General features: G+C 65.3%; 20 protein-coding genes. 11 read left to right on the top strand and 9 right to left on the bottom strand.

From position 1 onward, the window contains the following. Positions 1–59: 59 nt before the first annotated feature. The 4 genes from ACFZCE_RS06810 to ACFZCE_RS06795 form a co-directional block, all read right to left on the bottom strand. Positions 60–1,442, bottom strand: a complete 1,383-nt coding sequence (locus ACFZCE_RS06810) for an OprD family outer membrane porin (RefSeq protein ID WP_390937259.1) — start codon at positions 1,440–1,442, stop codon at positions 60–62. 61 nt (positions 1,443–1,503) lie between these two features. Next, positions 1,504–3,093 (bottom strand): ABC transporter substrate-binding protein, encoded by a 1,590-nt coding sequence (locus ACFZCE_RS06805; protein WP_390937257.1) that lies wholly within the window; start codon positions 3,091–3,093, stop codon positions 1,504–1,506. A 215-nt stretch (positions 3,094–3,308) separates the two neighbouring features. Next, positions 3,309–4,910, bottom strand: a complete 1,602-nt coding sequence (locus ACFZCE_RS06800) for an ABC transporter substrate-binding protein (RefSeq protein ID WP_390937255.1) — start codon at positions 4,908–4,910, stop codon at positions 3,309–3,311. Positions 4,911–5,188: 278 nt separating this feature from the next. Continuing rightward, positions 5,189–5,902 (bottom strand): SIMPL domain-containing protein, encoded by a 714-nt coding sequence (locus tag ACFZCE_RS06795; protein WP_390937253.1) that lies wholly within the window; start codon positions 5,900–5,902, stop codon positions 5,189–5,191. 151 nt (positions 5,903–6,053) lie between these two features. Here ACFZCE_RS06795 and ACFZCE_RS06790 point away from each other — a divergent pair, with 151 nt between their 5' ends. The 6 genes from ACFZCE_RS06790 to ACFZCE_RS06765 all read left to right on the top strand — a co-directional run bounded on the left by ACFZCE_RS06790 (position 6,054) and on the right by ACFZCE_RS06765 (position 12,688). Further along, complete coding sequence (locus ACFZCE_RS06790; protein ID WP_390937251.1) at positions 6,054–7,313, top strand: ATP-binding protein; 1,260 nt, start codon at positions 6,054–6,056, stop codon at positions 7,311–7,313. Continuing rightward, positions 7,314–7,874, top strand: coding sequence for a response regulator (locus ACFZCE_RS06785; RefSeq protein WP_390937249.1), 561 nt, complete (start codon positions 7,314–7,316; stop codon positions 7,872–7,874). It abuts the gene before it with no gap. Between the two features lie 76 nt (positions 7,875–7,950). Next, entirely contained in the window at positions 7,951–9,687 is a 1,737-nt protein-coding gene (locus tag ACFZCE_RS06780) for an SbmA/BacA-like family transporter (RefSeq protein WP_390937247.1), read from the top strand. Positions 9,688–9,748: 61 nt separating this feature from the next. Further along, entirely contained in the window at positions 9,749–10,489 is a 741-nt protein-coding gene (locus ACFZCE_RS06775) for an FCD domain-containing protein (RefSeq protein ID WP_390937245.1), read from the top strand. Between the two features lie 188 nt (positions 10,490–10,677). Beyond that, the gene (gene kdgD, locus ACFZCE_RS06770; protein WP_390937243.1) at positions 10,678–11,589 is read left to right on the top strand and encodes a 5-dehydro-4-deoxyglucarate dehydratase; all 912 of its coding nucleotides are present in this window, start codon (positions 10,678–10,680) and stop codon (positions 11,587–11,589) included. Between the two features lie 157 nt (positions 11,590–11,746). Beyond that, positions 11,747–12,688, top strand: coding sequence for an AEC family transporter (locus ACFZCE_RS06765; RefSeq protein WP_390937242.1), 942 nt, complete (start codon positions 11,747–11,749; stop codon positions 12,686–12,688). Here ACFZCE_RS06765 and ACFZCE_RS06760 read toward each other — a convergent pair whose 3' ends face one another. The 5 genes from ACFZCE_RS06760 to gatC all read right to left on the bottom strand — a co-directional run bounded on the left by ACFZCE_RS06760 (position 12,689) and on the right by gatC (position 17,425). After that, entirely contained in the window at positions 12,689–13,714 is a 1,026-nt protein-coding gene (locus ACFZCE_RS06760) for a calcium/sodium antiporter (protein ID WP_390937509.1), read from the bottom strand. 45 nt (positions 13,715–13,759) lie between these two features. Further along, the gene (locus tag ACFZCE_RS06755; RefSeq protein ID WP_390937240.1) at positions 13,760–14,146 is read right to left on the bottom strand and encodes a septal ring lytic transglycosylase RlpA family protein; all 387 of its coding nucleotides are present in this window, start codon (positions 14,144–14,146) and stop codon (positions 13,760–13,762) included. A 65-nt stretch (positions 14,147–14,211) separates the two neighbouring features. Beyond that, on the bottom strand, positions 14,212–15,657 hold the full coding sequence (gene gatB / locus ACFZCE_RS06750) for an Asp-tRNA(Asn)/Glu-tRNA(Gln) amidotransferase subunit GatB (protein WP_390937238.1): 1,446 nt from the start codon (positions 15,655–15,657) through the stop codon (positions 14,212–14,214). Positions 15,658–15,669: 12 nt separating this feature from the next. Further along, positions 15,670–17,121 (bottom strand): Asp-tRNA(Asn)/Glu-tRNA(Gln) amidotransferase subunit GatA, encoded by a 1,452-nt coding sequence (gene gatA / locus ACFZCE_RS06745; protein WP_390937237.1) that lies wholly within the window; start codon positions 17,119–17,121, stop codon positions 15,670–15,672. Between the two features lie 16 nt (positions 17,122–17,137). Continuing rightward, positions 17,138–17,425, bottom strand: coding sequence for an Asp-tRNA(Asn)/Glu-tRNA(Gln) amidotransferase subunit GatC (gene gatC, locus ACFZCE_RS06740; RefSeq protein WP_390937235.1), 288 nt, complete (start codon positions 17,423–17,425; stop codon positions 17,138–17,140). Positions 17,426–17,626: 201 nt separating this feature from the next. Between gatC and mreB the strand changes: the two genes are divergently transcribed. The 5 genes from mreB to rng all read left to right on the top strand — a co-directional run bounded on the left by mreB (position 17,627) and on the right by rng (position 22,441). Next, positions 17,627–18,664 carry a rod shape-determining protein MreB gene (mreB, locus tag ACFZCE_RS06735; RefSeq protein WP_097086069.1) on the top strand — a complete coding sequence of 346 codons (1,038 nt, stop codon included), beginning with the start codon at positions 17,627–17,629 and terminating at the stop codon, positions 18,662–18,664. Positions 18,665–18,796: 132 nt separating this feature from the next. Next, entirely contained in the window at positions 18,797–19,861 is a 1,065-nt protein-coding gene (mreC, locus tag ACFZCE_RS06730) for a rod shape-determining protein MreC (RefSeq protein ID WP_390937507.1), read from the top strand. Then, the gene (gene mreD / locus ACFZCE_RS06725; protein ID WP_390937233.1) at positions 19,861–20,352 is read left to right on the top strand and encodes a rod shape-determining protein MreD; all 492 of its coding nucleotides are present in this window, start codon (positions 19,861–19,863) and stop codon (positions 20,350–20,352) included. Before mreC ends, mreD begins: the two co-directional genes overlap by 1 nt. 18 nt (positions 20,353–20,370) lie before the next feature. Beyond that, a complete protein-coding gene (locus ACFZCE_RS06720) occupies positions 20,371–20,946 on the top strand; it encodes a Maf family nucleotide pyrophosphatase (RefSeq protein ID WP_390937231.1) in 576 nt (191 codons plus the stop codon). 37 nt (positions 20,947–20,983) lie between these two features. Further along, positions 20,984–22,441, top strand: a complete 1,458-nt coding sequence (rng, locus tag ACFZCE_RS06715; protein WP_390937229.1) for a ribonuclease G — start codon at positions 20,984–20,986, stop codon at positions 22,439–22,441. The last annotated feature ends 23 nt before the right edge of the window (positions 22,442–22,464 follow it).

Raw genomic sequence — 22,464 nt, 5'->3', positions numbered from 1 at the left:
CCTCTGCTGTTGATAGCGTAGTTGCCCCTGCCGGGCGTGCTGCCGGCAGGGGCGCGGTATTACAGGATGTTGAACGGAATGGTGGTGACCACCCGCAGTTCGTTGAGGCTGCCATCGACCTGGTTGGCGCTGGCGCGATGGGCGCTGTAGGTGGCGCGCACGCTGCTGTTCCTCAGCGCGCCGCTCTGCAGGGTGTAGGCCGCGCCCACGCCGTATTCGTAATGGCTCTCGCCGTTCTGGGCCTTCACATCGGTATAGCCGCTGCTGTTGTAGTGGGTGCCGTCGATGCCCCAGCCGCGGGCGGTGTAGGCGTTGAACTTCAGCCCCGGCACGCCGTATTCGGCCATGTTCAGGCCGTAGGCGAACTGCAGGGATTTCTCGTTCGGGCCGTTGAAGTCAGACAACAGCGAGTTGGCCAGGAAGATCCCGTTGGTTTCGTGCAGGTAGTCGAAGTATTCGTTGCCGTTCACCTGCTGCCAGCCGACCAGGAAGCTGTGCGCGCCGTGGCTGAGGGTGAAGGCCAGGCTGTAGGTGTCGTTGTCGATCGCGCCGAGCTTGGCGGCGCCTTCGTCGCGGGTTTTGTAGTAGTTCAGCGAGGTGTTCAGGGCCAGCTGGGCCGGGTCGCCGAGGTCATGGCTGAGGCCGAAGTAGTACTGGTTCCAGAAGTCCTTGGCCTGGGTCGCGTACAGGCTGGTCTCGAGGCTTTCGAGGGGCTTGTAGGTGGCGCCGACGGTGCTGGCGTGGTCGGTGCTGACCGCGCGGTTGCCGTACTCGGCGACAAACCGCGTGAGGCTTTGCTCGGTGCGCGGCGACACGCGGTCGAAGGTGCCGGCGTCGAAGCTCAGGTTGTTGAATTCAGCACTGTGCAGGCTCAAGCCTTCGAAGCTCGAGGGCAGCGCGCGGTTGCCGATGGTGGCGATCATCGGCGTGTTCATCGTTTGCCGGCCGGCGGTGAAGGTGGTGTTCGACACTCGCGCCTTCAGGTTGCCCAGGCCCAGCTTGCTCCATTGCGCCACGGCGTCGCCGTCGCTGTCGGTGAGGGTGCGGTTGCCGCCGCCGGCGATGCGCCCGTGGCCCTGCTGCAGGGCGATTTCGTTGTAGGCGGCCAGCTCCGCGGCAAAGCCCACGGTGCCCTGGGTAAAGCCCGAGCTGTAGTTGAGGATGGTGCCTTGGGTCCAGGTTTCGCGCAGGCTGGTGCTTTCGCGGCTGCCATCGCCCTTGAGGATCGAGAAGCGCGTGTCGCGCTTGGTGCGTTCCTGGGCGAAGAAGTTCTTGGTCGAGCCGCTCAGGCTTTGCCCGGCGATGAAGCCGCTGGCCTGGGCCTGGGCGTTGTTGCTGCTCAGCTCCGTGGGTACGAAGGCCTGGCTGGCGGCGCCTGCCAGCACCGGGGTGGTGGTGCCAGCGATGGCCAGGGCCAGGAGAGTGCGTTGGATCGACTGCATGGGTGTTGCTCCATTTATTTTTAGAAGTACCGGCCTGTGCGGGCCGGGTGTTGCCGGTGGATCAATCAACCAGTTGCACGCCGGTGAAGCTGTTGCGCCCCAGCGGGCTTACTACGAAGCCTTCTACCTGGGCGCTGACGGGCTGGTTGACGGTGGAGTGCGCGATCGGGGTGATCGGCAGTTGCTGCTTCAGGCGCTGCTGCGCCTGCTGGTACAGGCCGATGCGGGTGGGCCGGTCGGTCACCTGCTTGGCCTGGGTCACGAGTTGGTCGTAGGCGGGGTCGCACCACTGCGAAACGTTGTTGCTGCCCACGCTGGCGCAGCTGAACAGGGTGCCCAGCCAGTTGTCCGGGTCGCCGTTGTCGCCGGTCCAGCCAAACAGCACCACGTCGTGCTCGCCCTTTTTCACCCGCTTGATGTACTCGCCCCATTCGTAGCTGACGATGTTCGCCTTGATGCCGACCTTGGCCCAGTCGGCCTGGAGCATCTGCGCCATCAGCCGGGCGTCGGGGTTGTAGGGGCGTTGTACGGGCATGGCCCAGAGGGTGATCTCGGTGCCGGCCTTTACCCCGGCCTGCGCGAGCAGGGCCTTGGCTTTTTCAGGGTCGAAGGGCGCGTCTTTGATGCTCGGGTCATAGCCCCACTGGGTGGGCGGCATGGCGTTGCTGGCGGCTTGCCCGGCGCCCTGGTAGATGGCCTGGAGGATCCTCGGTTTATCGATGGCCATGTCCAGCGCCTGGCGCACGGCCAGTTGGTCCAGTGGCGCGCGCAGGGTGTTGTAGGCCAGGTAGCCGAGGTTGTAGCCGGGTTGCTCGAGCACCTTGAGCCGGGGGTTTTGCTTGAGCGCGGCAACGTCTGCCGGGCGTGGGTTGAGGGTGACCTGGCATTCGTTCTTGCGCAGCTTTTGCAGGCGCACCGACGGGTCGGTGTTGATCGAAAACACCAGTTGGTTGAGCTTCACCTGCGCCGGCGCCCAGTAGTCCGGGTTGGCCTTGTAGCGGATTTGCGCGTCTTTCTGGTAGCGGCTGAACATGAACGGGCCGGTGCCGATGGGGCGGCGGTTGATGTCTCCGGGCTTGCCGCTGGCCATCAGTTGCTCGGCATATTCGGCCGAGAGGATCGAGGCGAAATTCATCGCCAGGTTCTGGATAAACGCCGCATCCACCTGGCGCAGGCGGAACACCACGGTCATCGGCCCGGTTTTGCTCACGCTTTCGATGTTGCGGTCCAGGCCCATGCTGGTGAAGTACGGGAACTCCGCCGGGTAGGCCTGGCGGAACGGGTGCTGGGGGTCGAGCATGCGGTTGAAGGTGAACAGCACGTCGTCGGCGTTCAGCGCCCGGCTGGGGGTAAAGCCGGCGTTGTGGTGGAACTTCACCCCTTCGCGCAGGTGGAAGGTCCAGGCCAGGCCGTCGGCGCTGACCTCCCAGGCGGTGGCCAGGGCCGGCACGGCGAGGGTGCCGCCGGGCTCGAACTCGGCCAGGCGGTTGTACAGCGGCTCGGCGGCGTCGTTGTCGGTGCCGGCGGTGTACTGGGCAATGTCGAAGCCGGCGGGGCTGGCTTCGGAGCAGAACACCAGGGTGTTGGCGGCGTTCGCCTGGCCGAGCATGCCCCAGGCAAGCAGGGCGGCGATCAGGTTAGTGGTATTCATCGGTGCATCGAACCTCTCTGGCAATAGAACCGTGGGTTGCGCCCCGGCCAGATCGCGGCCAAAAGGGGGGCGCAGGCGGACACTAGGTTCTGTCGCCAGTACGCATCAGCAGACTTTTCAGCTAAAGCTGTGGGAAAACTCTGAAGTTTCAGGCAGCACGCACCCGCCCCGTTGCCCTGGGGGCAGCGGGAGGGGCGTGAAAAGCCGGGTTGGGGTCAGTCCTTGATGCCGACGCCGTAGAACGAGTTCAAGCCCAGCGGGCTGATCTTGAAGTCGGTGACGGTGTCACGCATCGGCTGGTACACCGTGGAGTGCGCGATGGGGGTGTAAGGCACTTGCTGCTTGAGCAACTGCTGCGCTTTTTCATACAGCGGGGTGCGGTCGGCCTGCTTGGGCGTGGCCTTGGCGGCCTTGATCAGCTTGTCGTAGTCCTGGTTGCAGAACTTGGCGAAGTTGTTGCCGTTGACTGCGTCACAACCAAACAGCGTGCCCAGCCAGTTGTCCGGGTCGCCGTTGTCGCCGCTCCAACCGATCAGCATGGCGTCGGTCTCGCCGGCCTTGGCGCGCTTGATGTACTCGCCCCACTCGTAGCTGACGATCTTGGCGTTGATGCCGATCTTCTTCCAGTCCGACTGCAGCATTTCGGCCATCAGCTTGGCGTTGGGGTTGTACGGGCGCTGCACCGGCATGGCCCACAGCTGGATCTCGGTGCCTTCCTTCACCCCGGCTTCCTTGAGCAGGGCCTTGGCTTTTTCCGGGTCGAAGGGGGCGTCTTTGATGGTTTTGTCGTAGCTCCACTGGGTCGGTGGCATGGCGTTCACGGCCAGTTGGCCGGCGCCCTGGTACACCGCCTCGATGATGCGTTTTTTATCCACCGCCATGTCCAGCGCCTGGCGCACGCGCAGGTCATCGAGGGGCTTGTGGGTCACGTTGTAGGAGATATAGCCCAGGTTGAAGCCAGGCTGGTTCGGCATCTTCAGGCTTTTGTCGTCTTCCAGCGGCTTGATGTCGGCCGGGCGCGGGTAGGCGGTGACCTGGCATTCGTTGCGCTTGAGCTTTTGCGCGCGCACCGAGGCGTCGGTGGTGATGGCGAAGATCAGGTTGTCGATCTTCACGTCGGCCGGGTTCCAGTAGTCCTTGTTGCCCTTGTAGCGGATCAGCGCGTCTTTCTGGTAGCGGCTGAACACGAACGGGCCGGTGCCGATCGGTTGCTGGTTGATCAGCTCGGGCTTGCCTTCCTTGAGCAGTTTGTCGGCGTATTCGGCCGACTGGATCGAGGCGAAGCTCATCGCCAGGTTCTGGATGAAGGCGGCGTCGACCGTGGCCAGGTGGAACTTCACGGTGGCGGCGTCGACTTTCTCGACCTGCTTGATGTTGTCGTTCATCCCCATGTCGGTGAAGTAGGGGAATTCGGTCGGGTAGGCCTTACGGAACGGCAGGTTCGGGTCGAGCATGCGGTTGAAGGTGAACAGCACGTCGTCGGCGTTGAATTCGCGGGTGGGCTTGAAGTACTCGGTGGTGTGGAACTTCACGCCTTGGCGCAGGTGGAAGGTGTAGGTCAAGCCGTCGTCGGACACGTCCCAGCTGGTGGCCAGGCCCGGGATCACGGCGGTGCCACCGCGCTCGAACTGGGTCAGGCGGTTGAACACGGTCTCAGCGGACGCGTCGAAGTCCGTTCCGGTGGTGTACTGCCCCGGGTCGAAGCCAGCAGGGCTGCCTTCCGAACAAAACACCAGGTTGGACGCGGCCTGTGCCAGGGGGGTGGCGGCGAACAGGCTGGCACCAACGAGAAACGGAATGACTGCATGTTTGAGCATGGTGGCCTCATTGTTGTCATTTTAGAAAAAGAGGGCTGCCTTTTGGGCACCCGGCGATACTTATGCAGGGTACATACCCAGTGCAATGCCGCAGCCGCGTAGTTTTCCGAAAATGCTGTACGGACGTACTAGAATGTCGCATCGATATAAATCGATGAAAGCTTTCGCCGTTCAGTGAAGAACAATTTAGCCCAGCGTGCACCGTGAGCGGGCGAACGGTGCGCGGCGGCCCGAAAGGGGAGCATCGGGCCGCCTGGCTAACGCCTGAGGCAGAGGCCTCAGGGCGCCATCTGCACCTCGATGATGCCGCCGGCGCTGACCTGCACTTCGCTGGTACCGGCTTCTACGTCGGGGGTGATCGGCGCGGCATCGGCCCGCGCGGCTTTCAGCATCATCACCGGCGCGCGGGCCATGGGCGCGCTGGAACTGTTGTTGAGGTCGAGGCTGACGATCTTGTAGCCGCTGCCGCCCATGGCCTCGGTCACCTGTTGCGCGCGGGCCTTGAAGGCCACCACGGCATCCTTGAGCAGGGCGTTTTCGTTGTCGGCGCGGGTGTTCTTGGCGATGTCGAAGGCCATGCCGCCCATCTTCAGGGTTTGCAGCAGCTCGCCAGTGAGCTTGGACAGGGCAGGGAAGTCCTGGCTTTCGAGGCGCAATTCGGCGCGCTCGCGCCAGCCGGTGATCTTCTGGCCTTTGTCGTCGTAAATCGGGTAACTGTGGCGGCTGCCCTGGCGCACGGTCACGCCCTGCACCGCGCGGGCCTGGCCCAGGGCCTTGTTCAGCGTGGCACTGATGCTGGCGGCCAGCTCGGCCGGGTCGCGGCCCTGGTCCTCGGTGTAGAGGGTCACGTTCATCAAGTCCTGGGGCACTTCACGGCTGGCCTCGGCGCGCAATGACACCTGGTTGTAGTGAAGGTCGTCGGCGTGGGCCAGGGGCAGGGCGGCGAGGCCCGCGGCCAGCAGCAGGGCCGAACAGCGGCGTGGGGTGAACATGGCAGCTCCTAGGTAACGGCAGAGGCGAATTCCTGCCCCTGAGACTGTATGCTCGGGGCACGGTTCCACTGTGGCCGTTTGCCGCAGGTTTGTCAGTCATCAAGGGGCATTGGGTATACTTTTGAAACTATTTCCGCTCTCGGGAGAGCGCATGCTCGCCGCCTTGCCGCCGTTGTCCGCCACCCGCCAGAACCTCTGGCGGTTGACGTTGGTTCGTATCCTGGTGCTGGCCGCCCAGGCCGGCTCGGTGGGGTTCGCCTACCTCACCCACCTGTTGCCGTTGCCGTGGCTGCCGCTGGTGATCACCCTGGCGTTCTCCGCGGTGCTCTGCGCGCTGACCGCCGCGCGGCTGCGCCTGCCGCTGCCGGTGACCGAGTTCGAGTATGCCGTGCAACTGGGCTGCGACCTGTTGATCCACAGCGTGCTGCTGTACTACTCCGGCGGTTCGACCAACCCGTTCGTGTCGTATTACCTGGTGCCGCTGACCATCGCCGCGGTGACCTTGCCGTGGATCTACTCGCTGGCGTTGTCTGGCCTGGCGTTGGTCAGCTACACCCTGCTGCTGGTGCGCTTCTACCCGCTCGAGGCGTTCCCGGTGGCGCGCGAGAGCATGCAGGTGTACGGCATGTGGCTGAGTATCGCCCTGGCTGCCGGGGTGATCACCTTCTTTGCCGCGCGCATGGCCGAAGAACTGCGCCGCCAGGAGCAATGGCGCGCCGAGCGCCGCGAAGAAGGCCTGCGCGACCAGCAACTGCTGGCGGTGGCCACCGAAGCCGCCGGCGCCGCCCATGAGCTGGGCACGCCGCTGGCGACCATGAGCGTGTTGCTCAAAGAGATGCGCCAGGAGCACACCGACAAAGACCCCGCCCTGCAGGAAGACCTCGCCCTGCTGCAAGACCAGGTCAAGCTGTGCAAAGAGACCCTCCAGCAACTGGTGCGCGCTGCCGAAGCCAACCGCCGGCTGGATGTCAGCGCCCGGCCGGTCACCCTGTGGCTCGACGAGTCGACCAACCGCTGGCACCTGATGCGCCCGGAAACCACCTATCGTTACCAGATGCTCGGCAAGGGCACGCCGCCGCTGCTGGCGCCGCCGCCCGACCTCACCCAGGCCTTGCTGAACCTGCTCAACAACGCCGCCGACGCCTGCCCGGACGACCTGGCGGTGACGCTGGACTGGGACGATGAAAACATCTTCATTCGAATTCGTGACCATGGGCCGGGTGTGCCTCTGGCTATTGCCGAGCAAATCGGCAAACCTTTCTTCACGACCAAGGGCAAGGGCTTCGGCCTGGGCCTGTTCTTGAGCAAGGCCAGCGTGACCCGCGCTGGCGGCTCGGTAAAACTCTATAGTCATGAGGAAGGCGGCACGCTCACCGAGCTGCGCCTTCCGCTGACCCGCGAGGAGACTTGAATGACTGACGAAACCCCAGGCGAAGGCGAAGACCTGCCGCACCTGCTGCTGGTCGACGACGACGCCACCTTCACCCGCGTGATGGCCCGCGCCATGGCCCGCCGTGGGCTGCGCGTGAGCACCGCCAGCTCGGCCGAAGAGGGCCTGGTACTGGCCCAGCAGGACATCCCCGACTACGCCGCCCTCGACCTGAAGATGGAAGGCGACTCTGGCCTGGTGCTGCTGCCCAAGCTGCTGGCGCTGGACCCAGACATGCGCGTGGTGATCCTCACCGGCTATTCGAGCATCGCCACCGCGGTGGAGGCGATCAAGCGCGGTGCGCGCAATTACCTGTGCAAGCCGGCCGATGCCGACGACGTGCTGGCGGCGCTGATGAGCGACCACGCCGACCTCGACACCCTGGTGCCCGACAACCCGATGTCGGTCGACCGCCTGCAGTGGGAGCACATCCAGCGGGTACTGACCGAACACGAAGGCAACATCTCCGCCACTGCCCGCGCCCTGGGCATGCACCGGCGGACCTTGCAACGCAAGCTGCAGAAGCGGCCAGTCCGGCGCTGAGCGCCGGCCTTACCTTCCCTCGAGCGCTGGGCGGTTCAAGGCCGAACCGCGGCGTCGCCGTGCAAGAGCCTGATCAATGAACCAGAACCCAGAGCCTTCCGTGGTCAATGACGCGGTCCATGGGCAATTTCTCAAACGCGTGTGGCAGATGACCGCGCCCTACTGGCGCAGCGAGGAAAAGGGCAAGGCCTGGGCCTTGCTGATCGCCGTGGTGGTGTTGTCGCTGTTCAGCGTGGGCATTTCGGTGTGGTTGAACAACTGGTACCGAGACTTCTACAACGCCCTGGAAAACAAAGACACCGCGGCCTTCACCCGGCTGATCCTGCATTTTCTGGTGATCGCCATGGTGGCGATCTTCGGCGCGGTGTACCGCCTGTACCTGACCCAGATGCTCACCATCCGCTGGCGGCGCTGGCTCACCGAGCAGCACTTTGCCCGCTGGCTGGGGCACAAGAACTACTATCAGCTCGAAACCGCCTCTTACACTGACAACCCGGACCAGCGCATCAGCGAAGACATCAACAGCTTCACCAGCGACACCCTGGGCCTGAGCCTGGGGCTACTGCGCACGGTGGTCAGCCTGGTGTCGTTCTCGATCATCCTCTGGGGCGTGTCGGGTAGCCTTGAGGTGGCTGGTTTCAGCATTCCCGGCTACATGTTCTGGGCCGCGCTGGTGTACGCGGTGGTCGGCAGCTGGCTGACCCACAAGATCGGCCGGCGCTTGATCCCCCTGGCCAACCAGCAGCAACGCTACGAGGCCGACCTGCGTTTCTCGATGATCCGCGTGCGTGAGAACGCCGAGAGCGTGGCGCTGTTCGATGGCGAGCCCAACGAGCATCGGCGCCTGAGCGGGCGTTTTGGCGCGGTGTGGCACAACTACTGGAACACCATGCGGGTGCAGAAGCGCCTGACCTTCTTCACCGCCGGCTACGGCCAGGCCGCGGTGATCTTCCCGTTCATCGTTGCCGCGCCGCGCTACTTTGCCGGCAAGATCCAGCTCGGCGAGCTGATGCAGATCAACTCCGCCTTTGGCAACGTGCAGGAAAACCTCAGTTGGTTCATCGATTCCTACGCCTCGCTGGCCACCTGGCGCGCCACCTGCGACCGCTTGCTCAGCTTCCATGAAGACATGGCCGCCAACGAACAACGGCCGCAGGCGATCGAGGTGAGCGCCCAGGGCGAGGCGCTGGCGGTGGAAAACCTCGCGCTGACGCTGGGCGATGGCCGCGCGTTGGTCGAAGGCGCCAACCTGGCGGTAGCGCCGGGTGAGCGGGTGATGCTGCTGGGGCGCTCCGGCAGCGGCAAGAGCACCCTGTTGCGGGCGATGGGCCGGCTCTGGCCGAGCGGTGGCGGGCGCATCCTGATGCCGGCCGAGCGCTGCCTGTTCCTGCCGCAAAAGCCCTACCTGCCCATCGGCAGCCTGAGCGAAGCGCTGAGTTATCCACAGGCGGCCAGCGCCTACAGCGCCGAGCAGTTCGCCGAGGTGCTGGAAGCCTGCCGCCTGGGCCACCTGCAAGGCCGGCTGGATGAAGCCAACCACTGGCAACGGGTGTTGTCCCCCGGCGAGCAGCAGCGTCTGGCGTTTGCCCGGGCGCTGTTGTTCAAGCCCCAGTGGCTGTTCATGGACGAAGCCACGTCGGCGATGGACGAAGAGGACGAAGCTAATTTGTATCAAATGTTGATCGAAAAACTGCCTGGGTTGGGGGTGGTCAGCGTCGGCCACCGCAGCAGCCTCAAGCGTTTCCACCCGCGGCGGGTGCGTATCGACCACGGCCAACTGTGCCCAGAGCCGGCCGGCGTGCTGGAGTCGTGATCGTATGACCCGGTTTGCGCTATGATGCCGCTTAATCACCGCTTCGAGATCGATACACGTCATGGATAACCAGAGCGCCACCCCACGCGCCCGCAAGAAACCCCGTAGCCTGGCCCAGGAACTGGTCGCCGTGCTGAGCGAGCGCATCCGCAGCGGTGAATTGAAGCGCGGCGACAAGCTGCCGACCGAGTCGGCGATCATGGAAGAACAAGGCGTGAGCCGCACCGTGGTGCGCGAGGCGATCTCTCGGCTGCAGGCCGCCGGCCAGGTCGAAACCCGCCACGGCATCGGCACCTTCGTGCTCGATACGCCAAGCCCGAGCGGGTTCCGCATCGACCCGGCAACCATCGTCACCCTGCGTGACGTGCTCGCGGTGCTCGAGCTGCGCATCAGCCTGGAGGTGGAATCCGCCGGGCTGGCCGCTCAGCGGCGCTCGCCAGAGCAACTGGCGGCGATGCGCGAGGCGCTCGACGCGCTGAACGAAAGCGCCGCCCACGCCACCGACGCGGTCGCCTCGGACTTCCAGTTCCACCTGCGTATCGCGTTGGCCACCGGCAACCGCTACTTCACCGACATCATGACCCACCTGGGCACCAGCATCATCCCGCGCACGCGGTTGAACTCGGCGCGCCTGGCCCATGATGACCAACAGCACTACATGACCCGCCTGAGCCGCGAGCACGAGGAAATCTTCGACGCCATCGCCCGCCAGGACGCCGACGCCGCCCGCGCGGCGATGCGCCTGCACCTGACCAACAGCCGCGAGCGGCTGCGCCAGGCGCACGAAGAAGCGGCGCGCTAGGGCACAAAGGTTTTTTCCGCGGGTAGCTGGCCCCTTTGCGTTTGCGCGCCAAGGGGCCAGTTGCATTGCCATCAACCTTAATCACCTGCCTCTTGCATCTCCCCAATTGTAGTTGTACGATGACCTACAACATCGGACAACACGCCGATGCCCGTATCCCCAAACAGTGCTCGCAGGGTGTTCCTACAATGACTCCACAAGAACTCAAGTCCATCCTCTCGTCCGGTCTGCTGTCGTTCCCGGTCACCGATTTCAATGCCCAGGGCGATTTCGACCCCAAAGGCTACGTCAAACGCCTGGAATGGCTCGCTCCGTACGGCGCCAGCGCGCTGTTCGCCGCCGGCGGCACCGGTGAATTCTTCTCCCTGGCCGCCGACGAATACTCCGCCATCATCAAGACCGCGGTCGACACCTGCGCCAAGAGCGTACCGATCCTCGCCGGTGTGGGTGGCTCTACCCGCCAGGCCATTGCCTACGCTCAAGAAGCCGAGCGCCTGGGCGCCAAGGGCCTGCTGCTGCTGCCGCACTACCTGACCGAAGCTTCCCAGGACGGCGTTGCCGCCCACGTCGAGGCGGTGTGCAAGTCGGTGAACATCGGCGTGATCGTCTACAACCGCAACGTTTGCCGCCTCAACGCGCCGCTGCTCGAGCAACTGGCCGAGCGTTGCCCGAACCTGATCGGCTACAAAGACGGCCTGGGTGACATCGAACTGATGGTCAGCATCCGCCGCCGCCTGGGCGACCGCTTCAGCTACCTCGGCGGCCTGCCGACCGCTGAAGTCTACGCCGCGGCCTACAAGGCCCTGGGCGTGCCGGTGTACTCCTCGGCGGTGTTCAACTTCATCCCGAAAACCGCGATGGACTTCTACCACGCCATTGCCAAGGATGATCACGAAACCGTTGGCAAGCTGATCGACGATTTCTTCCTGCCGTACCTCGACATCCGTAACCGTAAATCCGGCTACGCGGTGAGCATCGTCAAGGCCGGCGCCAAGATCGCCGGCTACGACGCAGGCCCGGTGCGTACCCCGCTGACCGACCTGACCGGCGAAGAGTACGAAGCCCTTGCCGCGCTGATGGACAAGATGGGCCCGCAATAAGCCCATCCGGGCGGCTCCGGCCGCCCACCCCCGCGGGGCCACAAGCCTGGCGGGTGCTCCTTCTCTCTTTTTCTGTGCTTGCACAGACCACGGCGCGCCACGAGCGCGCCGTTGCGTTTAAGATGGGGCTCCGACAACGGACAACGGACCTCCCTGCATGCTTCAGCTTTTCCTGCAAACCCTGAACATTACCCTGCCGGTGTTTTCCATGCTGGCGCTGGGGTGGGTCCTCAAGCGGGTGGGCTGGATCGACGACGGCTTCATTCGCGTAACGTCTGCGCTGGTGTTCAACCTGACCATGCCGTGCCTGTTGTTCCTGGGCATCGTCCACGCAGACTTCGCCACCTCATTCAAACCCGGCATTGCCCTGTACTTCACCCTGGCCAGCGTGCTCAGCTTCGCGCTGATCTGGTGGTACGCCACCCTGCGCGTGCCGTTGGCCGACCGCGGGGTGTTCGTGCAAGGGGCGTTTCGCGGCAACAACGGGGTCATCGGCCTGGCGCTGGCGGCGAGCATGTACGGCACCTATGGTATTTCGCTGGGGTCGATCCTCGCCGGCCTGGTCATCGTGTGCTACAACGCGCTGTCGGTGGTGGTGCTGTCGGTGTACACCCCGGGGATGAAGTCAGACCCGTGGAGCGTGCTGGTCAATATCGTGCGTAACCCGCTGATCATCAGCGTGCTGGTGGCCATCCCGTTCGCCCTGACCGGCTGGCGCCTGCCGGCCTGGATCGAACAGTCCGGGCAAAGCCTGGCGAACATGAGCCTGCCGCTGGGGTTGATCTGCATCGGTGGCAGCCTGTCGCTGGCGGCGCTGCGCGAAAGCAGCCGCACGGCGATCGAGTCGAGCGTGGCGAAGATGGTGATCTTGCCGGTGCTGGGCACCTTCGGTGCCTGGTTGTGCGGCTACCGCGGGGCGGACCTGGGTATCCTGTTCCTGTACTTCGGCGCGCCCACTGCCTCGGTGAGCTATGTGATGGTGCGCGCGGCGGGCGGCAACTACCAGCTGGCGGCGGCGATCGTGGTGATCACCACCGTGGCGGCCGCGGTGACTACCAATATCGGGATCTTTTTGTTGCAGTGGGCGGGGGTGATCTGATCAGCGCCGCCGCCAGGTACGCCACGCGCCCCAGGCCACCACGGCGGCCAGCAGTGGCAAGCCGCGCCACAGCCAGTGCTCCAGCCGCCCGGCCAGGGGCATGCCGAAGGTGAATGCCAGCAGGTGCAGCCCGTAGGCGGCGTACAGCCCCAGCAGCAGCAGGCCTTCGAGGCGGGTGATGCGGTAGCCGGCGTAGAACAGTGGCATGGCCAGCAGGGTCACGCCGAGCATCACCGGCAGGTCGAAGTCCAGGGCGTTGGGTGACACCGACAACGGCGCCGCCAAGGCAGTGAAGCCGAGCACCCCGAGCAGGTTGAACAGGTTGCTGCCGATCACGTTGCCCACCGCCAGGTCGCGCTCGCCGCGCAGCACGGCCATCAACGACATGGCCATTTCCGGCAGGCTGGCGCAGATCGCCACGGCGGTAAGGCCAACGATCCGCTCCGACAGCCCCAAATCGGTGGCCACATCGAGGGTGGCGCCGAGCAACCAGCGGCTGCCCAGCAGGGTGCCGGCCAGGCCGAACAGCGCCAGCAGCGCCGGAGTGAGCAGGGTGCTCGGCGTGCCTTGGCGCGACCAACTGCGCCCGTGCCGGCGCGATTGCCCCAGCACCAGCCACAGGTAGCCGGCCAGGCCCACCAGCAGCAGCGCGCCCTCGGCGCGGCCGAGGGTCTGGTTCAGGCACAGGCCGTACACCAGTGCGGTGGCCGCGACCATCAGCGGCAGGTCGTTGACCACCACCGGCCGCGACACCCGCAGCGGGGTGAGCAGCGCACACAGGCCGAGGGTGGCCAGCACGCTGAAGATCAACCCGCCAAACACGCTACCCAGGGCAATGTCGCCGGCGCCCAGCTCGGTGGCGCGGTAGGCGATGGCCATTTGCGGCGCGCTACTGCCCAGCGCCACCACCGTCAGCCCGAGGATCAGCGGCCGCAGGTTCAGCCGGCTGGCCAGGCCCACGGCCGCGCGCACCAGGCACTCGGCGCCGGCCAGCAGCATCACGAGGCCCAATGCGCCCTGGATCAGGCTGAGGGCGGGGAGGGCGGCGAGGTCGAAAATGGGCGGGCTCCGTCAGTCGTCGAGGTCTTGCACGCGCACCCGGGCGGTGCCGCTGGCGACCATGCCCAGTTGTTCGGCGGCGGCCTGGGACAGGTCAATCAACCGCCCGCGGGTGTGCGGGCCTCGGTCGTTGATGCGCACCACCACCGTGCGCTGGTTGGCCAGGTTGGTCACCAGCACCTTGCTGCCAAACGGCAGGCGGCGGTGGGCGGCGGTCAGGGCGTTCTGGTCGAAGCGTTCGCCACTGGCGGTGCGCTTGCCGTGATGGCGGGCGCCGTAATAAGACGCCATGCCTTGTTCGTCGTAGCCATGTGGGTCGATGGTCGGTTCGGCCTCTTCGACCAGGGCGCAACCGCCCAGTACGGAGAGGGCGGCAATCAGGCAAAGGGGGCGCCACATGCGCTGCAGTTCCTTCTGAAGGTGGCCGGTGGCGGGCGTTGCCGCCACCGGCGGGAGGGTGAGGGTCACCCTTCGAGTTTGCGCTTGAGCAAATCGTTCACCTGCCCCGGGTTGGCCTTGCCCTTGGAGGCTTTCATGGCCTGGCCGACGAAGAAGCCGAACATCTTGCCGCGCTTGGCTTCATCGGCGGCGCGGTACTGTTCGACTTGCTGGGCGTTGGCCGCCAGCACCTCGTCGAGCATCGCTTCGATCGCGCCGCTGTCGGTCACCTGCTTCAGGCCCTTGGCGTCGATGATCTGGTCGGCGTCGCCCTCGCCGGCGGCCATCGCTTCGAACACCATCTTGGCGATCTTGCCGGAAATGGTGTTGTCGCGGATGCGCAGCAGCATGCCACCGAGGTGCTCCGCGCTGACCGGCGACTGGTCGATGTCCAGGCCCAGTTTGTTGAGCAGGCTGCCCAGCTCGACCATGACCCAGTTGGCCGCCAGCTTGGCGTCGCCACCAATGCCCACCACGGCTTCGAAGTAGTCGGCCTGTTCGCGGCTGGAGGCCAAGACCGAGGCGTCGTACTGCGACAGGCCGTACTGGCTCTGGAAGCGCTCGACCTTCTGCGGTGGCAGCTCCGGCAGGCCGGCGCGCACCTCTTCGATAAAGGCGCTTTCGATCACCACCGGCAGCAGGTCGGGGTCCGGGAAGTAACGGTAGTCGTTGGCTTCTTCCTTGCTGCGCATCGAGCGGGTGACGTCTTTGTTCGGGTCGTACAGGCGGGTTTCCTGCACCACCTTGCCGCCGTCCTCGATCAGTTCGATCTGCCGCTGCACTTCGTGGTTGATGGCTTTTTCGATGAAGCGGAACGAGTTGACGTTCTTGATCTCGCAGCGGGTGCCGAACGCGGCCTGGCCCTTGGGCCGTACCGACACGTTGCAGTCGCAACGCAGCGAGCCTTCGGCCATGTTGCCGTCGCAGATGCCCAGGTAACGCACCAGCGCGTGCACGGCCTTGACGTAGGCCACGGCCTCCTTGGCGCTGCGCATGTCGGGCTCGGAGACGATTTCCAGCAGCGGCGTGCCGGCGCGGTTCAGGTCGATGCCGGTGGCGCCGTTGAAGTCTTCGTGCAGGCTTTTGCCGGCGTCTTCTTCCAGGTGCGCGCGGGTGATGCCCACGCGCTTGATGGTGCCGTCTTCCAGGGTGATGTCCAGAAAGCCCTTGCCGACCACGGGGTGGTCCATCTGGCTGATCTGGTAGCCCTTGGGCAGGTCGGGGTAGAAGTAGTTTTTCCGCGCGAACACGTTGCGCTGGCCGATTTCAGCGTTTACCGCCAGGCCGAACATCACCGCCATGCGCACGGCCTGGGCGTTGAGCACCGGCAGCACCCCGGGCATGCCGAGGTCGACCAGGCTGGCCTGGGTGTTGGGCTCGGAGCCGAAGGTGGTGGCGGAACCGGAGAAAATCTTCGATTGGGTGGCGAGCTGGGTATGAATCTCCAGCCCGATCACGACTTCCCATTGCATGTGTGTTTCTCCTCAGAACCCTTCCGGCGACCGGCTGTGCCAGTCGGTGACCTGCTGGTAGCGGTGCGCGACGTTGAGCAGGCGGCCTTCCTGGAAGTACGGCGCCAGCAACTGAACGCCTACCGGCAAGCCGTCGACGAAGCCCGCGGGCATCGACAGGCCCGGCAGGCCGGCCATGTTCGCGGTGATGGTGTAGAAGTCTTCGAGGTAGGCGGCAATCGGGTCGGCGCTTTTCGCGCCGATCTTCCAGGCCGGGTTCGGCGTGGTCGGGCCGAGGATCACGTCGACGTTCTCGAAGGCGGCCATGAAGTCGTTCTTGATCAGCCGGCGGATCTGCTGGGCCTTGATGTAGTAGGCATCGTAGTAACCGGCCGACAGCGCATAGGTGCCGACCATGATGCGCCGCTGCACTTCAGCGCCAAAGCCTTCGCCGCGCGAACGCTTGTACAGGTCGGTGAGGTCGACCGGGCTGTCGCAGCGGTAGCCGAAGCGCACGCCGTCGAACCGCGACAGGTTCGACGAGGCCTCGGCCGGGGCGATCACGTAATAGGCAGGGATCGCGTGGCCCAGGTTGGGCAGGCTGATTTCCTTGACCTGCGCGCCGAGCTTTTGCAGTTCGGCCACCGCCGCCTGCACGGCAGCGCCGATGCGTGGGTCGAGGCCGGCGCCGAAGTATTCCTTCGGCACGCCGATGCGCAGGCCTCCGAGCGAGGCGTTCAGGCCGGCGGAGAAGTCTGGCACCGGTTCATCGATGCTGGTGGAATCTTTCGGATCGAAACCGGCCATGCCTTGCAGCAGCAGCGCGCAGTCTTCGGCGGTGCGCGCCAGCGGGCCGCCCTGGTCGAGGCTGGAGGCGTAGGCGATCATGCCCCAGCGCGAGACCCGGCCGTAGGTGGGCTTGAGCCCGGTGAGGTTGGTGAAGGCCGCCGGCTGGCGAATCGAGCCGCCGGTGTCGGTGCCGGTGGAGGCCGGCACCAGCCGCGCGGCCACCGCGGCGGCGGAGCCACCGGAGGAGCCGCCGGGCACGTGCTCGGGCTGCCAGGGGTTTTTCACCGCGCCGAAGTGGCTGTTCTCGTTGGCCGAACCCATGGCGAATTCGTCCATGTTGGTTTTGCCGAGGGTGACCATGCCGGCGCCGTCGAGCTTCTCGACCACGGTGGCGTTGTAGGGCGCTTCGAACTGTTCGAGCATGCGCGAGGCGCAGGTGGTGCGCACGCCCTGGGTGCAGAAGAGGTCTTTGTGGGCGATCGGCGCGCCCAGCAGGGCGCCACCCTCGCCGGCGGCGCGGCGGGCGTCGGCGGCCTTGGCCTGGGCCAGGGCGCGCTCCGGGGTCACGGTGATGAAGCTGTTGAGCTGGCCGTCGTGCTGGGCGATGCGCGCCAGCAGGGTGGTGGTCAGCTCTTCGGCGGAAAACTGTTTCTCGGCCAGACCGCGCGCGATCTGGGCCAGGGTCAATTCATGCATGGCAGGCTCGCTTGCGTTACTCAATGACTTTGGGCACCAGGTACAGGCCGCTTTCGGTGGCCGGGGCGACCGCTTGGTAGGCTTCGCGCTGGTTGTGTTCGGTCACTTGGTCGGGGCGCAGGCGCTGGCTGGCTTCAAGGGGGTGGGCGAGCGGGGCGATGCCGTCGGTGTTCACCGCCTGCATCTGGTCGACCAGGCCGAGGATGCTGTTGAGGGCATCGGTGGTGCGTGGGAGATCGGCGTCCTTCAGGCCCAGACGGGCCAGATGGGCGATTTTTTCCACGTCGCTGCGTTCGAGCGCCATTGGGGGTCTCCGGTAAAAGGCGGCGGATTCGTTCCACTGCCTGGGGAACATGGTCGCGATCACGCGGTCACATGGCGTCGATCATGTGGTGGCGTGGTCGGAAAAACCACCAATTTAACATATTGGCGCCTTGCCCAAAATCCCCGCCGTTGTTAGAGTTTGCGCCACTTTTTTACCACGCGTTCCCAGGGTCATCTTTCCATGTTCAAGAAACTGCGTGGCATGTTTTCCAGCGATCTTTCCATCGACCTGGGGACAGCCAACACCCTTATTTACGTGCGTGAGCGCGGTATCGTCCTGAACGAACCTTCCGTGGTCGCCATCCGCACCCACGGCAACCAGAAGAGCGTGGTGGCCGTCGGTACCGACGCCAAGCGCATGCTGGGCCGTACGCCTGGCAACATCGCTGCCATTCGTCCGATGAAAGACGGCGTGATCGCCGACTTCAGCGTGTGCGAAAAAATGCTCCAGTACTTCATCAACAAGGTGCACGAGAACAGCTTCCTGCAGCCCAGCCCCCGTGTGCTGATCTGCGTGCCGTGCAAATCCACCCAGGTCGAGCGCCGCGCCATTCGCGAATCGGCCCTGGGCGCCGGTGCCCGTGAAGTGTTCCTGATCGAAGAACCGATGGCCGCCGCCATCGGTGCCGGCCTGCCGGTCGAAGAAGCCCGTGGCTCGATGGTCGTCGACATCGGTGGTGGTACCACCGAAATCGCGCTGATCTCCCTGAACGGCGTGGTCTATGCCGAATCCGTGCGGGTCGGTGGCGACCGTTTCGACGAAGCCATCGTCACCTACGTGCGCCGCAACTACGGCAGCCTGATCGGCGAATCCACCGCCGAGCGCATCAAGCAGGAAATCGGCACCGCCTACCCGGGCGGTGAAGTGCGTGAAGTCGACGTCCGCGGCCGTAACCTGGCCGAAGGTGTACCGCGCGCCTTCACCCTGAACTCCAACGAAGTGCTCGAGGCCCTTCAGGAATCGCTGGCGACCATCGTTCAGGCGGTCAAGAGCGCCCTGGAGCAATCGCCGCCAGAACTGGCCTCCGACATCGCCGAGCGTGGCCTGGTGCTGACCGGCGGCGGCGCGCTGCTGCGCGACCTCGACAAACTGCTGGCCCAGGAAACCGGCCTGCCGGTGATCGTCGCCGAAGACCCGCTCACCTGCGTGGCCCGCGGTGGCGGCCGTGCGCTGGAAATGATGGACAAGCACACCATGGACCTGCTCTCCAGCGAGTGAGCCGGGCCGGGTTTACAGGTTGCACCGGCGGTGTAACCTGTAGTCCATGGCTTCCATACCCCGCATTGCCTCCCGTTCGTACCGGTTTCCCCATGATTGAACACGCGCCCATCTGCCCGAGAGGAGCGGACCATTAAACCGCTTTTCAGCAAAGGCCCTTCGCTGGGCGTACGCCTGCTCGTGCTGGGTGTGCTCGCTATCGCCCTGATGGTGGTCGATTCGCGCCTCACCCTGCTGGCGCCGTTGCGCAGCCAGATGTCGCTGGTGTTGATGGAGTCTTACTGGATCACCGACCTGCCCGGGCGCACCTGGCAAGCGGTGGCCAGCCAGTTTGGCAGCCGCACCGAGCTGATCGCCGAAAACGAGAAACTCAAGACCGAAGCCCTGCTGCTGCAGGGGCGCCTGCAAAAGCTGGCGGCCCTGACCGAGCAGAACGTGCGCCTGCGCGAGTTGCTCAATTCGTCGGCGTTGGTCAACGAGAAGGTCGAGGTGGCCGAGCTGATCGGCATGGACCCCAACCCCTTCACCCAGCGGATTCTGATCAACAAGGGCGAGCGCGATGGCGTGTTCCTCGGCCAGCCGGTGCTCGACGCCCGTGGGCTGATGGGCCAGGTGGTCGAGTTGATGCCCTACACCGCGCGGGTGCTGCTGCTCACCGACAGCACCCATAGCATCCCGGTGCAGGTCAACCGCAACGGCCTGCGCGCCATTGCCAGCGGCACCGGCAACCCCGAACGCCTCGAGTTGCGCCACGTGGCCGATACCGCCGACATCAAAGAAGGCGACCTGCTGGTCAGCTCGGGCCTCGGCCAGCGCTTCCCGGCCGGCTACCCGGTGGCCACGGTCAAGGAAGTGATCCACGACCAGGGCCAGCCGTTCGCCGTGGTCCGCGCGGTGCCCACCGCCGCGCTGAACCGCAGCCGCTACGTGCTGCTGGTGTTCAGCGATGCGCGCACCCCGGAGCAACGCGCCGCCGACGCCGCCCAGGCCGAAGAAGCCGCCGGCGGCCACCCGGCCACGCCTGCCGCCGCCACCGCCGCGCCGGCCGCCAGCGCGGCGAAACCGGCCGAACCGGCGAAGCCCGCTGAGCCGGCCAAGCCCGCCAGCAAGCCGGCCGCCTCGCACCCCGCCAGCCGCCAGAGCCACCCGGCCAGCGCGCCGGCGGCCCCGCCAGCCAGCACCGGAGAACGCCACTGATGGTCGCCACCCGCCGCCGCAACCATGGCTGGATCGTCTGGTTCACCTTCGTCATCGGCCTGCTGCTGAGCGTGGCGCCGATGCCGCAGTTCATGGAAATCCTTCGCCCGCTGTGGGTGGCCCTGCTGCTGGCGTTCTGGTGCCTGCAACTGCCGGATAAAATCGGCATGACCACCGCCTTCGTGCTGGGCCTGGCCCAGGACGTGCTGTTCGGCACCCTGCTGGGGCAGAACGCGCTCATCCTCACCCTGACCATCTTCCTGGTGATGTCGCTGGCACCGCGCCTGCGGCTGTTCCACATGTGGCAGCAATGCCTCACGCTGTTCGTGGTGCTGGGAGTTATGCAACTGGCGCAGTTGTGGCTCAGCGCCCTGACCGGCAACCGCCAGCCAACCTTGGCGCTGCTACTGCCCGCGGTGGTCAGCGCCTTGCTCTGGCCGTGGGTGAGCTACGGCCTGCGTGGCCTGCGCCAGCGCTACCGGATCAACTGACCGCACGGAGGCGCCGCCATGGCTGCCCTTTACCTGGCCTCTGGCTCGCCGCGCCGGCGGGAACTGCTCGAACAAATCGGCGTGGCTTTTAGTGTCATCGCCGCGCCCATCGATGAAACTCCACTGCCCAATGAGCTGCCTGAGCTGTATGTAGAGCGCCTGGCGCGCGGCAAGGCGCGGGCCGGCCTAGCCGGGCTCGGCGGCCCTGGCGTGGTGCTGGGCGCCGACACCAGCGTGGTGCTCGACGGGCGCATTCTCGGCAAGCCGGAAAACGCCGCCCAGGCCCAGGCCATGCTGCTGGCCCTGGGCGGGCGCGAGCACCAGGTGCTGACCGCCGTCGCAGTGACCGACGGCACCCGTGAACAGGCCGTGTGCGTGAGCAGCCGTGTGCGTTTTTGCGCCATCAGCGCGGCCCGCGCCGAGGCCTACTGGCATACCGGCGAACCCGCCGACAAAGCCGGCGGATACGCCATCCAGGGCCTTGGCGCGGTGTTCGTCGAAAGCCTCGATGGAAGTTATTCATCGGTAGTTGGCCTGCCGTTGTGCGAAACTGCTCAACTGCTGGCGCAAATGGGTGTCGCGTGCTGGCAATGAGGTAACGAACAACAACATTGCCCTGGATGGAAGCCCCATGAGTGAAGAGATCCTGATCAACATCACGCCGATGGAATCGCGCGTGGCGGTGGTAGAAAACGGCGTGCTGCAAGAGGTCCATGTCGAACGGACACAGCGCCGCGGGATCGTCGGCAACATCTACAAGGGCAAAGTGGTGCGGGTGCTGCCCGGCATGCAGGCGGCGTTCATCGACATCGGTCTGGAACGCGCGGCGTTCATCCATGCCTCGGAGATTTCCCTGCGCGAAGGCCAGGCGGTCGAAACCATCAGCGCCCTGGTGCACGAAGGGCAAAGCCTGGTGGTGCAGGTCACCAAAGACCCTATCGGCACCAAGGGCGCGCGCCTGACCACTCAGTTGTCTATCCCGTCGCGCTACCTGGTGTATATGCCACGCAGCAGCCACGTGGGTATTTCGCTGAAGATCGAAGACGAAGCCGAGCGTGACCGCCTCAAGCGCGCGGTCACCGACTGCATGGCCCAGGAGGGCATCACCGACAACGGCGGTTTTATCCTGCGCACTGCCGCCGAGGGCGCCCGCGCCGAAGACCTGCTGCTCGACATCCGCTACCTGCGGCGCTTGTGGGAGCAGATCGGCCACCAGATCAAGACCGTCGGCGCGCCCACGGTGATCTACGAAGACCTCGGCCTGGCGCTGCGCACGCTGCGCGACCTGGTCAACCCGAAGATCGAGAAAATCCGCATCGACTCCCGGGAAACCTTCCAGAAAACCACGCAGTTCGTTGCCGAGCTGATGCCGGAGATCGCCGACCGCCTGGAGCATTACCCCGGTGAACGGCCGATTTTCGACCTGTACGGGGTGGAGGATGAAATCCAGCGCGCGCTGGAGCGCAAGGTGCCGCTCAAGTCTGGCGGCTACCTGGTCGTCGACCCGGCCGAGGCGATGACCACCATCGACGTCAACACCGGCGCGTTCGTCGGCCACCGCAACCTCGAGGAAACCATCTTCAAGACCAACCTCGAGGCCGCCACCGCGATCGCCCGGCAACTGCGCCTGCGCAACATCGGCGGGATCATCATCATCGACTTCATCGACATGGAAGACGAAGAGCACCAGCGCCAGGTGCTGCGCACCCTGGAAAAACAACTCGAGCGCGACCACGCCAAGACCAACATCATCGGCATCACCGAGCTGGGGCTGGTGCAGATGACCCGCAAGCGCACCCGCGAAAGCCTCGAACAGGTGCTGTGCGAGCCCTGTGTGAGCTGCCAGGGCCGCGGCAAGCTGAAAACCCCGGAAACGGTCTGTTATGAAATTTTCCGGGAAATTCTCCGGGAAGCACGTGCCTACCAGGCCGAAGGCTATAGAGTGTTGGCCAACCAGAAGGTGGTCGACCGCCTGCTCGACGAGGAATCCGGGAACGTCGCCGAGCTCGAAGCCTTCATTGGCCGCACCATTCGCTTTCAGGTCGAATCGATGTACTCGCAGGAACAATACGACGTGGTGTTGCTCTGATTCAGTCGTTCCCGGTGTTTGAA

The sequence above is a fragment of the Pseudomonas sp. NPDC007930 genome, from assembly GCF_042958985.1.
Taxonomy (GTDB): domain Bacteria; phylum Pseudomonadota; class Gammaproteobacteria; order Pseudomonadales; family Pseudomonadaceae; genus Aquipseudomonas.
The sequence above is the reverse complement of the archived record's forward strand: the minus strand, read 5'-3'. Positions and strand labels throughout refer to the sequence as shown.